Below are 14,478 nucleotides of genomic sequence, written 5' to 3'. Positions count from 1 at the left end.
ATCTACAAACGCTTATCAATGTATCTTCTCAGATACCATATGCGATACGAACGTCTTCGATCTTGTTGCGAGCTTCATATTCGTTTTCCGCTGTTTCAGCAAATTCCTCGAATCGACGAAGTTCCTTCTCAAGGATGTATTGTTCAGACATCGCAATATCCTCGTCTGGCTCAAGGGTTGGAACCACGAGTAGATCATAGATGTCCGCTCGATCCTTACCGGGGGCTTGCCGAAGAACTCTACCTCGGCGCTGGATAAATTGCATCGGGTTCCCAGTATTAGCCATTAAGATTGCTGTCCTGGTAGCTGGAACGTCAACACCTTCGTCTAGACACCGCATTGCCACAAGCGCCTCGTATTCACCCTCTCCAAACCGGGTAAGTAACTCCTCGCGCAAGTCATCACCCTCCTCATGGGTAAACCGGTGATGCATTACCCCGAATTCGTTCAGAATCGACCCGACTGTGTCTATCTGTTCTGAGTTTGTATAGACTAGAAGGTGCTTGATATCATCTAAACTTCGTAGGATATCTCGGAGAACATCATACTTGTTGATCGCTTCTTTAACGATTTCTGCGCGTTGTGATTGGAGAATATTTGTTGTCTCCTCATCTGCATCTTCAGAGTATCTTGATGCGACTACGGACTGAGTCATTTGACGATAGTCCTCCAGTTCGTCTTCATCCATTTCAACAACAATGGGATGATACCGATATGGAGTCAGATACTGCGGAATGGCGTCTTCTAACGGGTATTCGTATATGACTCCATCAAAATAGTCAAGTAGATGGTTAGAACCTTCTTCATCATAATAGCGCTCCGGAGTCGCTGATAGCCCAATCCTCGCGTCATAGGAATCAAGAAGCCCTTTTCGCCTACCCTCGGAACCAAGGCCGTGTACTTCGTCCCCGATGAGGATTGTATCCCGAGAAAGCTGACTCACTTTCTCTCGAAAGTGCTCCCCGGAGAATGTTTGATGAGTTGTAATCAGGCATTCGTAATTCTTGATTCCGAGTTCTAAATTTGAAACCGCCCGGGAGAGATCGTTTTTCCAGTCGGGATTAGCTGAGTGATAGACAAATTTTGGTTGGTCAAGCCCGAACGTATCCATTTCCTGGGCCCACTGCCGCGCAAGGTGTTTCTGAGGGACAGCAATTACACAAAGAAGTGGATCATCTACGGTATCTGTGTATTCATCAAGCGCCGCTAGAGCTGTGAACGTCTTGCCTGTTCCAGTTGCCATCTGGAATAGGCCTCTGTTGTCATTGTCGAACCAAGCATCAACAGCGTCCCGTTGATAATCTCGGAGAACAATTTCAGATTCGGTAGTAGCAACTGATTCTGGCGGTTCATAAGGTCGATTGTTATTATCTCGGAGTTCAGCGATTCCCTCCTTAACCCCCTCAGGGATTGTATGGACTCCGACATTCTCATCTCGGCCTTCCCAAAGATTCTCAAACCGCTTTTCTTGCATATTCACCCCCTCACTATCGCGGTCGCTTATCCAATCGCAGTCGATGGTATATGCTTCGTAATTCCGGAGAGCCTGTTCGCTATCATTCTGGGAGCCATGGAAAGCAACACGGTTCCCATTCCAGTCATAGAATACCCCAAATTTATCGTGGAAGTCACCCGACAGCTTCTTCGAAGGAACAGCCAGCTTGATTTCGAGTAGACCATCAGCGATCATCCACGCGATCGCATTGCGAGTTTCATACTCCAGGTCATACCGCAGATCAGATATCGTGCTATCTAGCGATTCTCGGAGGACCTCATCCGTCTTAGCACGGTTCCCCCTCTTAAGAGCCTCCCAGTCATCTTCTTCCAAAATAGGACTCATTATCCACTGCGCTGTACCGCCATTTTCAGCAAGTTCCGCTATTCCTCGTGCCGCAGATCGGACCCAATTTGTAGTGAAGTATCCGACACCGCGTCGATAGACCTTAGCTCGTGAGAGAAGGGGGATATAGAAATCCTCCATTAGGTCATCAGAAGAGGTGTCGATGACCCTAGGGAGTTCCAAATCTGCGAAATCGCTCTCGGGCTCCATCTTAAAACAGATAATGTGGCAGAGGTTCAAAAGCGTATATACCGTCTTTCCCGGATTCGGACTTGAATTATGAACAGCAAGATCGACCAGCTTTGAGAATGAATAGCGTTTCCGGAAATGAGGAGCTAGCTAAGGAATCAGCACAGAACCACCCGACGTGAACCATTTTATCCAGTTCCAGGATATGTCCAAAACACTTCCCGGAAACGACCCAGTTATTCTTTTTATAGCTGGTTGTGAATCACTCCAGTAGAGCCAAATGATCCGCGATGCTCGCGTTCTCCGCGCCGGGTTCGTTCCTCGGGAAGTTGAGCATCGCGACGCCGAAGTCAACCACCTCTCCAGCGTTCTTGAGCCCATCACGAACGGGGAACCCGCCGACACGGCCATCGTCACTGGACCCAGCGGCGCCGGCAAGACGTGCATCTCGCAATTCGTCACCGAACGCCTACGTGAGGAGGTGCTCGACGTCGAGGCCACCTACGTCAACTGCTGGCGTAACTACACCCGATTTCGGACGCTCTACCAAATCCTCGACGACCTCGGCGCGACCATCGACATCCACCGGCAGTCGACGCCCCACGACGAACTCGTTGATCGCCTCCAGCAGCATGACGGCCCGCGAACCGTCGTCATCCTCGACGAGGTCGACCAGCTCGAAGACCCCAGCGTAATCTACGACCTCCACAGCCTCCCGCAGTTCGCGATCATCTGCATCGCGAACAAGGAAGAGGAGCTGTTCAGCCGCGTCGACGACCGCCTCGTGAGCCGCCTGCGCTCCAGCGAACACGTCCGGATGGACAAGTACCACGACGAGCAGCTGTACGACATTCTGAGTGCGCGGGCAAAGTGGGGACTCGATGAGGACGTCATCACCGACGACCAACTCTATCGGATCGCCGACGCAGCCGCCGGTGACGCACGCCTCGCAATCGGCATCCTCCGAACGGCCGCCGGCAAGGCCGATCGCGAGAACCACGAGCGCATCACCGACGATATGCTCCTGGACGCCGCCGAGGATGCTCGGGCCCAGATCAAGCAGAAGAGCCTCGACTCGCTCACGCCGCACCAGCGCGTCGTCTACGACATCGTTCGTGAGCACGGCTCGGTCGGGCCGAGCGAGATTCACGAGCGCTATTCCGAGGAGGTCGATGACCCACGGACGAAACGGACCATCCGGTCCTATCTCTCGAAGATGGCCCAGTACAACCTCCTCGAGGCCGAGGGCACGAGCCGGGATCGAGAATACGCAATCATTGAGTCACCGCCTGCTACAACAACCACTTAAAACGTTCCAGAACATCGATACACCATGACCACACTTCCCACACTATTCGAGACCTTCCTATCAGACATTCGCCCGCAGGACGAACACAATGATGCCTACAAGGAGGGCCACGAAACCCTCCGCGATCACTTACAGACTGACGATGACGTCGACGAGTTCTACGTTGCAGACTTTCTACAGGGGAGCTACCGCCGGTGGACGGCACTCAGACCGCAGGAAGACGAGAAATCCGACGTTGACGTCGTCTTTGTCTCTGATCTCAGCAGTGACCTTGATACCGATGTTGCGCTAAGAAAATGCGAGCCGTTCCTGGATGAACACTATGAGGGACAGTGGGAACCGAATGCCCACTCCTACAAGATCGAGGAAGAGAAGGTGGAAATCGATCTCGTCTTGACAGCGGCACCCAGCGAGGCAACACGAGAAGCCGTCAAATCACTGGGTTCACTGGACGTAGGCACAGCCCTGAGTCCGGACAACCTTTCGACCGTGGCGGAGGCCCTCAATATGTCGGCGGATGGCGACGACGAGTGGAAGGACGAACCGCTCAAGATCCCACATCGAGATGAAAACGAGTGGGAGAATACCCATCCCCTCGCAACTATCGTCTTCACCGTAAATAAGAACGATATCACGGATGGCCACTACGTGAACGTCGTCAAAGCCATCAAATGGTGGCGGCGAACGAAGACACCCGACGTCGAAGGACCGACAAGCTATCCTCTCGAGCACATCGTTGGCCAGTGCTGTCCTCATGATATCGACAGCGTCGCCGAGGGCGTGACAAGAACGCTCGAAGAACTCACAGGGCAGTTCAAGACCGAAGCAATGGCTGAGGAAACCCCTACCCTGCCTGCTCACGGTCTCCCGAAAACCCCCGAGAATGACGTCCTCAAACAAATCGACGGCGTAGATTTCGCGGCGTTCTACGATGAGGCAGAAGATGCCGCAGAGCTCGCGCGGACAGCACTGGATGAGGAGGACAAAGAAACATCGAGAGATTACTGGTACCAGCTCTTCGGTGAGAAATTCCCTCCCTTCGGAAGCGACGACGATTCTGACGATGGAGGGGAGAAGGCCATGTCAGTAGGATCGTCCTCACAGGTAGAGGATCCATCTGACCACCAGTTCGCCGCGTCGGACAGCTGACATCATAAATGCCTCCCCATGAAATTACAGAAGCCGTCGCAGCCATTGCCGAACGGGACGGAGTCACCGTCCTCAAAGATCCATATCGACACGATAGCAACGGACGGTGGATCGTCAAGATCAGGCTTTCTCCAGACGACTTAGAACCCCATCCGGACGTGCCACGCGAGACGGACTGGTATCTCCATCTACGGGATACGTACCCCGCCGGTTCAATTGGGATCTACCCTGCGGATCAAGAAGAGAACACCATTACAGCCACATTCCCCCACCAGAAGCTGAACGTGGCTGGGGGCGACGATACCCCGTGGCGACGAGGCGATATCTGTGTTGCTCGGTATGGGCACACCCTCAGTCAAACGGGAGCAACCGGTGAACCCAGCACAAGCCGTGATCGACTCTGTTGGCATATGGACCGAGCATTGCGGTGGTTAAGTAATGCTGCGAAAGGGGAACTCCGGGAACCAGACGAACCGTTTGAAATCCCGGCCTTCGATACGAACTCGGCTTCGGCCACGACCATCGCATTCAACGAGACGCAGGAGTCGTTCTCAGATTGGAGGACGGCGTATGGACAGTGGGGGACAGTCAATCTCCGCTCGTTGCCAACTGCTGAAGAGACATACGCGACTGTTACGTTCAAAGATAGCGACGATGAAGTCGTCTATCAGCCACAATGGGGCGGATATATCGATTCGAATCCTGATGACTCTGTTTCCGGAGCGTGGGCACTGTTAGAAGAGGTGCCGATTGAACCCCCGTGGGAGGCCCCAGAGACGTGGGAACAGTTAGACGTATTTTTCGAGGGTACCGAGACCGACCCGTACGAACTACGGGCGAATATTAAGCCCGTCTTAGACGATGAGCCGGTCAAGGTCCTTCTAATTGGATTCCCCATCCCAGCAACGGTTGGCGGCGACCCCGAGATCATCTATTGGCAACCAATCGAAATAAAAGAGTTCAAAGATCCGAATGACCTCTCCGGCGGATTTCGAGATACTGGAAAGGGGCCTGAGATAGCCGAACGGCGGGAAGCCGGAGAGGAACAGATTCGGTGGCTGGACTCGGACAACTGGTCGCATGAGCAGCTCACCAGACGCGGGCATATGACAGAGTGGTTTCTAGATCGCAACATCGTACTCATCGGAGCGGGAGCGCTCGGCAGTATGGTTGCTGAGAACCTCGTTCGAGCCGGCTGTAAACAGCTTACCCTCGTCGACAATGATACGTATGAGATCGGCAACGTGGCTCGTCACACACTAACAATCGATGAGGTGGGGCGAAACAAGGCGACAGCAATCGCGGACCGGCTCGAATCCATTGCACCGTACGCCCAGGTCTTTGATGTGGATAGCGCCTTTCCACCGAGCGGTGAGTTGCCGGAGCCAATTAGAGAAGCGGAGGTAGTAATTGACTGTACCGCGTCACGGGGAGTTCGTCGCGCTCTGGATGCGATTAGATGGAATCACCCGGTCGTGTTTTGCTCCGCTGCGATGGGTCGGCGAGCGAACCGGTTGTTCTGCTTCACAGCTTACTCACATACGTTTCCGTACAGAGATTACAACGAAGCGTTCGATCCATGGCGGTTGCAAGAACAGATCGAATGGGACGAAGACGAGGATGCCATCCCCGAACGAGTGGGCTGCTGGCACCCAGCATCAGTTATCCGAACGGACCGGGTGATGACGTGGGCTGGGACAGTGACACGGCTTCTTGATCAGGCGACGGCATTGAGTCTGCGCGAGAATCACTTCACCGTACTCGAGACCGGTAGTGACGACGAGCTGCCGACTATTTCACAGGCCACACCTTCCTTCCAGGACGGAACAATATGGCGAGCGCCGGAATCACCAATCACCGTACAGATTCCGGCCACGTGTCTTGAAGCGATGTATGATCGCTGCCGAAAGGAACATCCATGTGAAACGGGCGGGATTCTGGCTGGTACCGACCGTCTCGATGGACCAGCACTGGTGGTTAATGCCCGAGACCCACCGCGGGACTCCATTCAAGAACCAACTCGATTCCTCCGAGGAACCGACAAAGTCGAGGAGTGGCTCAAAGACGCCAGAGAGAGCATCGGCATCGACTATCTCGGGGAATGGCACTACCATCCCGGCGCATCACCCAATCTCAGTCGGGACGATCGAACTGCGATGAATGAAATCGCCAACGACGACGGCTACGACTGTCCGCATCCGCTCCTCTTCATCGTTGGTCAGGACGAAGAGGGTCAGTTCTCGATTAACGCCTATCTATTCCACGATAGTAAGGAATACGAGCAGTTAGAACGGATTGACAACCCAGATGCTGCTTCAACTCTCAACGTCGGTGACGATATATGACTGATCCAACTGGCCGTGTATTTCTCAGCTATAAGCACGAACAGACGAACGTCGCCAACTTCCTGCAAACGGAACTGGAGCGACACGGGGTGCCGATTTGGCGGGATATCTTCGATTTGAAGCCGGAGCCACTCAGAGACGAAATCATCGACCAGTTGGAGAACCCGGAAACGGCCAGTGGTATTGCGCTCGTCAGTGAGGGCGTAGCCGACTCCGACATCATTCTTAACGACGAGTTGCCGGGATTCAACAAGCGCTGGGACGGGGATGATGAGTTTTTCGTGGTCGTTGTGCCATGTCCCGATGTCAGCGTTGGAGAAGCCAAATCGATACTCAACGAGGCACCGATCCTCCACGACTTTTCCGCCTGGAAAATGCTCCCCCTGGAGGAGACCACGGCTGACAAAGCTACAGAGATCGTCCAGACCGTCTTATCAGAGCGGATCGAGCGGATAGATGGGTATTTACCGGACGGTGAGCCTCTCGAATGTTCACTTGACACCTACGAATCGCCGGCTCACGACATCGATCCAGCGATTGCTATTGACTGGTCAAGATCGTTCGAACATGGCCCACCATCCCAAGAAGTATGGAACCAGCGTCTACTCCCGGCCTTAACCACGGTGACGGACTGCCTCATTCAAAACACATCGGGGCGTCCCCTCCGCTTCCGTGGCCGAACGCATCTTCCCGCTGCGTTTGCGGTCGGTTACTGTCTCCCAACCACACGTCGTATCCAAGCAACGTGGATGCAACCCACCGGCCCTGCCGGGATGACAGAATGGACATTCGATATCGACGAAGAGGAAAGCGGGTTAGAAGGAGAGCTCCAGCGACAACCGAATCACGGATCCGAGCTTGCGGTGCTCGTCAACATCGCGGCCGATGTGCAACCGGAGATAGACCAGATGCATAACAACCTTCCGGATTTCAACGGTGTGCTCAGATTGACACCGGAAGATGGGCCTGATGTGGAATTGTCCCCGGCACAGGCAGCCCATGCTGCAGATGTTTTCCGTACCAAGGTACGAGACGCGATCAAAGAACTGCCAAATACATCGACCATTCATCTCTTCATAGCTGGCCCGATGGGGCTCGCCTTTCTCTTCGGGCGAAACTCAAACACTCTTAGACCGATCCAGACCTACCTCTATAGCAAAGACGAGGGTCGGTACTATCCTGCTGGTCGATTACAGGATCAGTCACTCTCAGACTGCTCAGGCACCGCCTCAGAAGATCAATAGCAAATCAGTGCCCATTGCCAGAAGAGCATCGACTCGATCACGCCGCACCAGCGCGTCGTCTACGCGGTGATTAAACTGGTAGGTCGTGTTTTGTTGACCGAGAGAATGCACCCCCGTGATTTATTACTGCAGGAGCGATTATGTCCTACTATGAGCGCAAAGAGCCAGCTCCGTCGGTTCGAGAACAGGGCGCAACTGCTGCGCCATATCTCTGAGGAGACCGGCACGGACATTGACACGCTTTGGGACGAGTACGAAGCCCAAGTCGAATAGAGCTCTTTGCTGTTTTTTGACGCGTGGGCGACGACACTGATCTCGACTTATCGTTCGCAATAGATGCAGAGACAGTCTCTCTGAGCCCTATCGGGGAATATCAGGTTCTCGACCTGGAAGGGCCGGTCGTCATCGTTGGAGATGCGTCGTACCGCGTCGTTCCGGTCGGTGAAGAATCAGACGCGTCAGAAGATGTCCGGGAACTTAGCGTCGACGAGATACGTGCTGCACTCAGCGAGCTCGCTGACAACGACGACTTTCAGTCAATCGTAGACAATTGCCCGACGAATACGCCGCTCGTCTACGACGACATCGATTATTTGACTCGCCATCTCCCCACAACTTCGCTCCAGAAGTGCCAGAAACTGAGTGAGAGCACCCCTTTCGAGAAGGAATTACTCCTCCAAGTTGCCTACGTAGAACGCCAAAACTCTCTCGTCGGGCACTCAGACAACGTCCTCGAGTATTATCTCGAACAGCGTACTGAAATCGCTGAAAAACTCCGGTCCGCCGACGAGATCGACAGCGACGTTGAGCGGTCATTCTTTTCGTATCTCCTCCTCGCCTCGGCACTCATCGAAGAGCTGACGACAGAAACGGTCCTCAACGAGCTCTTTCGCGAGGAAGCTCGTCTCGACAGCATCACAGAGCACGTTCGGAGTATGGGGCACGCGAAGCGATTAGAGAAACTCTGTGATATCCAAATACTGACCGGAGGTGACCATGGATCACTTGTCGAGGTCAAAGAACGTAGAAACAACCTCGTCCACGACGCGCAGAAACGTGCAGGCCTTGACGAACTCGAATCGCGTCGTGAAGTCGCACAGATCCTCGAACAGACTGATCGATGTGCGTCCGTCCTACTGACGATCTCGGGAAAGAACATCGAGTCAGTCATCGCGAAGCGGGGGTGTGAGCCCTATATCGAACACGCTCAATCTGAGGCAGTAGCCGACACAATCACAACCTGGGAACAGGAGAATCCAGAGCGCCTATCAAGACTTCACGACTGTGAAAGAGCAACCATCGAAGAGATTCGCTGGGATACCGAAGAGAGTGACCCCGGGAACAACATCACGGAGGGATTCACGTTTGATGGATTTGATGACGAAGAGCTGTATGAGATACTGATGGAGTTCGTCGGTGATGCCTCACAAGCGTTCCTCGACCGGATTGATGCCGATGCAAACGAGAGCAATCTCGATCGCTTCGATTTCGCAGTGATGGTGCTGCTCTGTGCTGGTCACAGTTACGAGGAGATTGCCCGGTGGCTGGATACCGACGAAAAGTATGTCCAGCGGAAGGAGAACGTGATAGCCTGGAGAGCTTCGCAGTTCGAGAAGGATCTGGTTGAGGAGATTCCCCGCCCAGAGGGCCCAACATGGCCATCGGACACGGCATCAGATGATCAGGATAGGTGCTAGCCTGATAACAGACGAGTCATCGTCGCATAGTACGTGATGCTCTCTCAGCGGAAGGCACACTTGGATAAGACCGAGTGTAAGCATCTCGGAGACCCCCTCACGGCAGAAGGCACCATCCAGGATCGAGAGCACTCGCTCGTCGATTCGGCAGCAGCGTCGCCGATGCAGTGACCGTGACCCCGTCAGCTATCAGGAACTGAACTCGCCGAGGCCCGATTGCTCGTGGTCCAGCGGCTCGATGACCTGAGGATCGTCGTTGCCGGGGTTGTTGACCCGCGTCGAAATCTCGTAAGCGTCCAGATCGTCCTTCGGATACGGCTGACACAGTTCCTTGCGGGTGTCCGGATCTGCGGCGAGCCAGTCGGACTCAGTATCCTTCGGGAGGACGACCGGCATCCGGTCGTGGATTGAGTTCATCAGGTCGTTCGGCTCCGTCGTGAGAATCGTGACGCACGAGATCGTCTCGTCGTCTTCCCAGACGTCCCAGAGCCCGGCCATCGCGAACGCGGGGTCGTCCTCGCGAAAAATCCGGTAGGGCTGTTTCGAACCACCGTTCGGCGATTTCCATTCGTAAAACCCTGACGAGGGGACGAGGCAGGGACGTGATTCCCACGCTCGCTCGAAGACGCGTTTCTCGTCGGCAGTCTCGGAGCGAGCGTTGATGATGCCCTCCTCGGGTTCGTCCGCCCAGAACGGAATCAGCCCCCAGTGGTAGGTGTCGATCTCGTCGGAAGCCTCGTTCGTGATGATGTGGAGGTCGTCGCCAGGCGCGATGTTGTATCGGGGTGTGTACCCGCCGTCTGCGACGACCTCGGCATCGAAGCGGGCCTCGAGGTCTGCTTGGTCGATAAAGAGCGAGTTCCGTCCACACATACCGAGGAGTTCGGTGGGTAGCATCTTGAACGTGGTCGCACAGGAATCTCGTCAGCAGCAACGTCTTTAACCAACAAACAACCACGAAGAATCGGGGAATGTTGGTTAACTGAGCGGGTCCGACTAGTCTGGTTCTGGAAACGTTCTCGGAAACAGTCAATCGTCCGCAGAAACACGACGACTGAGGGAGGATTACCATCTATCTCGTGCCTTTTCCTGAAACGCGGAAGCGCCACGCCGCGGCTTATCGGGAAGGTAGACAACTAGTCGAGTATGAGAGAACACTCAACGTCGAACCGATTGGCGGTGGACCAGCCAACTCGGGGTGCAGACCGCAATCGGTCTCTTGCGGACCAGGCCGATCCGGCTACCGACGAGATGCTGTTGCCGTCACTCGAGGACGGCATCACGCTGCTCGACGTCGAGGGAGGCCGCGGCGTCCCGATCCTGCAGTCGCTCGTACTCGACCATCTCCTCCTGCACGACGGGCCCGCTTTCTGGGTCGACGCAAACGGACACGCGACGACGACGACACTCGCCCAGATCGCGCCCAGTCAACGGTTGCTCAACCGAATCCACGTCGCACGCGGATTTACCGCCTACCAGCACTACGGCGCCGTCTGTGATCTCCCAACAGCGGTGAACAAGGCAATCCAGGCGTCCACCGCCGATTCCGGGGCGGCCGGTCGAAGGGCACCAAGTCGTGACGAGGACACGTCGCCCCACACGCCCGCCCTCATCGTCGCGCCGGCCGTCGACGCCCAGTACCGCGCCGACGATACCCTCGGCGAGACCCACGCGGAAACTCTTCAGGCTCGAACTCTCGCCCGGTTGGCGACCTACGCCGATGGGTACGACATCCCAGTGCTCGTTACGCGAAACGAACGAAACGAATTCACCGAGTCAGTCGCGACGGTCGCCGACCACCACCTGGAGTGCGAGCAGACCCGGATGGGGCCACGGGTCGTTGGCGAGGACTTCGAGACGCTCGTCTATCCCGTCGACGACGGCGCGTACTACCAGACGACGTTCGCGTACTGGCGGCAGCTGCTCGCGGCACGCGCCACGCAGGTCGGCGTGGAACCGACGACGCCGGCGCCGTCGACGCCGACCCCGGAGGGTGTCGGGACGGGTGTCACAGCTGACGGTGAGACGGTGGCGGCCACCGCAGATCCCTTGCTCGATGCGTGGACCGCAACCGGGACAGGAGGACGATAGCGATGGGGCGCACGAACCCAACCTACCGTGATGCACTGCGGGCCATCGAAGAGCGCTGGGCCGAGTTCCGCCGGGCACTGCGGCGTCGCGACCAGCCACGGTTCGACCGGCTATTCGAGTACGCACGCGAGCACGCCGACGCGAGCGGGCTGTTGAACCACCAGAACCCACTACTGCCGGCGCTGCTCAGCATCGATATCGAACAGGAGGGGCGCCTCGACGACCACGAAGAGCGCCTCGAGGAGCTCGAAGCCGCGGTTGCAACAAGCGATGACCAGGAGAGTTCCCCACCGGACGCGAACCCGTGACGATGCCGTTCAGTATCGATTTTCTGGACGACGGGCGCGTCATAGAGTGGGAGGCAACCCCCGACGGCGCCGTCGCAACAGAACGGGATAACTACACACCGCGATTCTACGTCGCCCCTCGGGACCCTGATGCCGACCTCGATCTCACGACGCTCCAGTCGGTGTACGACCAGCACCCGGACGTCGTCGCGACCGAGATGGTTACGCGACGGCCGGGCTTTCGACGAGACGAGGAGGCCGTTCTCGCGGTCGACGTCGTCCACATCGACCGCATCACTCCACTCGCCCGGCAGGCGCGTCAGCTGTCGGCCTATCCAGTCGGGGATCTCGCCTGCTTCAACGTCGACTTCTCGCGAGAGTTCCGGTACTGTCTGGAGACCGGCGCCGATCCGACGCCGGCGAACGAGCTGTCGACGCTTCGGCTCAGCGTTCCGGTGACCGAAACGAGCAACGACGTCTACGGGGAGCTGTCCGTCGCCGGCGACACCGTCACCGGCTCGCCGACAGATATCTTGACCGCCGTCCAGGGGGCGCTCGACGCACACGATCCGGACGTCCTGGTCTGTTCGACGAGCGAGATCGTCCCAACTCTGTACGAGATGGCGACGGCTGCCGGCGTCGACGACTTCTCGCTGAGTCGGTGGCCGGACGTCGACTACCAGCAGCTCGCGAGCCGGTCGACGTACTCGAGTTACGGCCGCGTCGGCCACTCGCCGGCGCGGTACAACATCCCCGGCCGGGCGATCATCGACGAGTCGAACACGTTCTTCTACGGGGAGACGAACCTCGACGGCGTCCTCGACCTCGTGTCGCGCTCAAAGAAGCCCGTCCAGGAGCTCGCGTGGGCGTCGATCGGGAACGTGCTCACGGCGATCCAGATCTGCGAGGCCCACGACCGCGGCGTCCTCGTCCCATGGAACTCCTGGCGCCACGAGTTCTACAAGCCGATGGGGACGCTCCACGACGCCGACCGCGGCGGCTTCATCTTCGCACCCGAGGTCGGCCTCCACGAGAACGTCCACGAACTCGACTTCTCGAGTCTCTATCCGAACATCATCTGTACCCGGAACGTCTCGCCGGACGTCATCCGGTGTAGCTGCCACAGCGACCGCGACGACGTCCCCGGCCTCGGGTACTCGATCTGCGAGGACCGGGGCTACCTCGTCGACGTGCTACAGCCGATCATCGACGCTCGCGACGAGATCAAGGCGGCCATCCGTCGCGAGAAAGAACGGGACGACCCCGACGAGGACCGACTGGCAGAACTCGAGGGGCGGTCGGGAGCGCTGAAGTGGATCCTCGTCGCCTGCTTCGGCTATCAGGGGTTCAGCAACGCGAAGTTCGGCCGCATCGAGTGTCACGAGGCGATTAATGCATTCGCTCGTGAGATTCTGCTGACGACGAAACAGCGGCTGGAAGCGGGCGGCTGGCGGGTCGTCCACGGAATCGTCGACTCCATCTGGGTGACGCCCGACCCCGACGTCGACGACGATGACCGAGAGGACCTCGGGACGCTCGCGACGGCAATCACGGAAGAGGTCGAGATTCGGCTCGAACACGAAGCCCACTACGACTGGGTGGCGTTCGTCCCGCAGCGCGAGAGCGACGCTGGTGCGTTGACGAAATACTTCGGGAAGGTCGCCGGCGGCGACGACTTCAAAATCAGAGGTATCGAAGCCCGGCAGCGCTCAACCCCGCCGTTCATCGAGAACGTCCAGCGGGACTGTCTCGACCAGCTCGATGCTACGCGGTCACCGGACGCGGTGCTCGGACGGCTCGAACGAGCAATCGACGAACTGCAGGCGGGCACCGTAGCAGTAGAGCGGCTCGTCGAGCGGAACCGTGTCTCCAAGCCCCTGGAGGGCTACTCACAGAATACACAGAACGTGGCCGCCTTGAAACGGGCTCGCGAGCAGGACCTGGCAGTCCACCCGGGCCAAGATATCGAGTACGTGGTCGTCGACGACGAGAAATCCTCGCGAGACCGGGTCGCCCTCGCCCACGAGGAGATCGAGACCTACGACGCCTCGTACTACGAGACGCAGCTGGTTCGGGCGATTGAGAGCGTGCTTTCACCGCTCGGGTGGGACCGATCCGACATTCGCCGAGAGCTCTCCGGTGAGAGGGATGCCGTTTTGAGTTCGTACGGAGCCTCCAACGAACTGTCGTAGTGGACCCACCCCTGGTTTCCGTCGTTTCGATCCAACCCCACGTTTCCGACGTAATTTTCGACCCCCCTCGTTTCCGTCGTTTCCTCACGCCCCACCCCGGATTTCCGTCGTCCGCACCCACTCAGTAGTAGGGGG

The 14,478-nt window shown here is 57.0% G+C and carries 10 protein-coding genes; 8 read left to right on the top strand and 2 right to left on the bottom strand.

Translation table 11 applies throughout. The annotated features are described in order from the left end of the window. Window positions 1–28 precede the first annotated feature (28 nt). Window positions 29–2,050 (bottom strand): DEAD/DEAH box helicase family protein, encoded by a 2,022-nt coding sequence (locus ACQUSM_RS14915; protein ID WP_435119876.1) that lies wholly within the window; start codon window positions 2,048–2,050, stop codon window positions 29–31. A gap of 259 nt (window positions 2,051–2,309) precedes the next feature. Between ACQUSM_RS14915 and ACQUSM_RS14910 the strand changes: the two genes are divergently transcribed. The 5 genes from ACQUSM_RS14910 to ACQUSM_RS14890 all read left to right on the top strand — a co-directional run bounded on the left by ACQUSM_RS14910 (window position 2,310) and on the right by ACQUSM_RS14890 (window position 9,773). Then, window positions 2,310–3,338 (top strand): Cdc6/Cdc18 family protein, encoded by a 1,029-nt coding sequence (locus ACQUSM_RS14910; RefSeq protein WP_435119874.1) that lies wholly within the window; start codon window positions 2,310–2,312, stop codon window positions 3,336–3,338. 24 nt (window positions 3,339–3,362) lie between these two features. Further along, window positions 3,363–4,487: an SMODS domain-containing nucleotidyltransferase gene (locus tag ACQUSM_RS14905; protein ID WP_435119872.1), complete on the top strand. Its 1,125-nt coding sequence runs from the start codon at window positions 3,363–3,365 to the stop codon at window positions 4,485–4,487. Window positions 4,488–4,897: 410 nt separating this feature from the next. Continuing rightward, the gene (locus ACQUSM_RS14900) at window positions 4,898–6,832 is read left to right on the top strand and encodes a ThiF family adenylyltransferase (RefSeq protein WP_435119870.1); all 1,935 of its coding nucleotides are present in this window, start codon (window positions 4,898–4,900) and stop codon (window positions 6,830–6,832) included. Continuing rightward, window positions 6,829–8,076, top strand: a complete 1,248-nt coding sequence (locus ACQUSM_RS14895) for an SAVED domain-containing protein (RefSeq protein WP_435119868.1) — start codon at window positions 6,829–6,831, stop codon at window positions 8,074–8,076. Before ACQUSM_RS14900 ends, ACQUSM_RS14895 begins: the two co-directional genes overlap by 4 nt. A gap of 296 nt (window positions 8,077–8,372) precedes the next feature. Continuing rightward, the gene (locus ACQUSM_RS14890; protein ID WP_435119866.1) at window positions 8,373–9,773 is read left to right on the top strand and encodes a hypothetical protein; all 1,401 of its coding nucleotides are present in this window, start codon (window positions 8,373–8,375) and stop codon (window positions 9,771–9,773) included. 189 nt (window positions 9,774–9,962) lie between these two features. Here ACQUSM_RS14890 and ACQUSM_RS14885 read toward each other — a convergent pair whose 3' ends face one another. Further along, the gene (locus tag ACQUSM_RS14885) at window positions 9,963–10,646 is read right to left on the bottom strand and encodes an SOS response-associated peptidase (RefSeq protein WP_435119927.1); all 684 of its coding nucleotides are present in this window, start codon (window positions 10,644–10,646) and stop codon (window positions 9,963–9,965) included. Between the two features lie 378 nt (window positions 10,647–11,024). Here ACQUSM_RS14885 and ACQUSM_RS14880 point away from each other — a divergent pair, with 378 nt between their 5' ends. Genes ACQUSM_RS14880 through ACQUSM_RS14870 form a run of 3 tightly spaced genes read left to right on the top strand, consistent with a single transcriptional unit; the run spans window position 11,025 to window position 14,343 of the window. Continuing rightward, window positions 11,025–11,864 (top strand): hypothetical protein, encoded by an 840-nt coding sequence (locus ACQUSM_RS14880; protein ID WP_435119864.1) that lies wholly within the window; start codon window positions 11,025–11,027, stop codon window positions 11,862–11,864. Window positions 11,865–11,866: 2 nt separating this feature from the next. Next, complete coding sequence (locus tag ACQUSM_RS14875) at window positions 11,867–12,172, top strand: hypothetical protein (protein WP_435119862.1); 306 nt, start codon at window positions 11,867–11,869, stop codon at window positions 12,170–12,172. Between the two features lie 2 nt (window positions 12,173–12,174). Then, complete coding sequence (locus tag ACQUSM_RS14870; RefSeq protein ID WP_435119860.1) at window positions 12,175–14,343, top strand: type B DNA-directed DNA polymerase; 2,169 nt, start codon at window positions 12,175–12,177, stop codon at window positions 14,341–14,343. Window positions 14,344–14,478 lie beyond the last annotated feature (135 nt).

It is taken from the genome of Halolamina sp. C58 (assembly GCF_051195095.1).
In the GTDB taxonomy this organism is placed as follows: domain Archaea; phylum Halobacteriota; class Halobacteria; order Halobacteriales; family Haloferacaceae; genus Halolamina.
The sequence above is the reverse complement of the archived record's forward strand: the minus strand, read 5'-3'. Positions and strand labels throughout refer to the sequence as shown.

Coding starts and splice junctions, on each gene's coding strand:
- ACQUSM_RS14915 (WP_435119876.1), bottom strand. CDS start 2,050: ATGGAGCCCGAGAGCGATTTCGCAGATTTGGAACTCCCTAGGGTCATC.
- ACQUSM_RS14910 (WP_435119874.1), top strand. CDS start 2,310: ATGATCCGCGATGCTCGCGTTCTCCGCGCCGGGTTCGTTCCTCGGGAA.
- ACQUSM_RS14905 (WP_435119872.1), top strand. CDS start 3,363: ATGACCACACTTCCCACACTATTCGAGACCTTCCTATCAGACATTCGC.
- ACQUSM_RS14900 (WP_435119870.1), top strand. CDS start 4,898: ATGGACCGAGCATTGCGGTGGTTAAGTAATGCTGCGAAAGGGGAACTC.
- ACQUSM_RS14895 (WP_435119868.1), top strand. CDS start 6,829: ATGACTGATCCAACTGGCCGTGTATTTCTCAGCTATAAGCACGAACAG.
- ACQUSM_RS14885 (WP_435119927.1), bottom strand. CDS start 10,646: ATGTGTGGACGGAACTCGCTCTTTATCGACCAAGCAGACCTCGAGGCC.
- ACQUSM_RS14880 (WP_435119864.1), top strand. CDS start 11,025: ATGCTGTTGCCGTCACTCGAGGACGGCATCACGCTGCTCGACGTCGAG.
- ACQUSM_RS14875 (WP_435119862.1), top strand. CDS start 11,867: ATGGGGCGCACGAACCCAACCTACCGTGATGCACTGCGGGCCATCGAA.
- ACQUSM_RS14870 (WP_435119860.1), top strand. CDS start 12,175: ATGCCGTTCAGTATCGATTTTCTGGACGACGGGCGCGTCATAGAGTGG.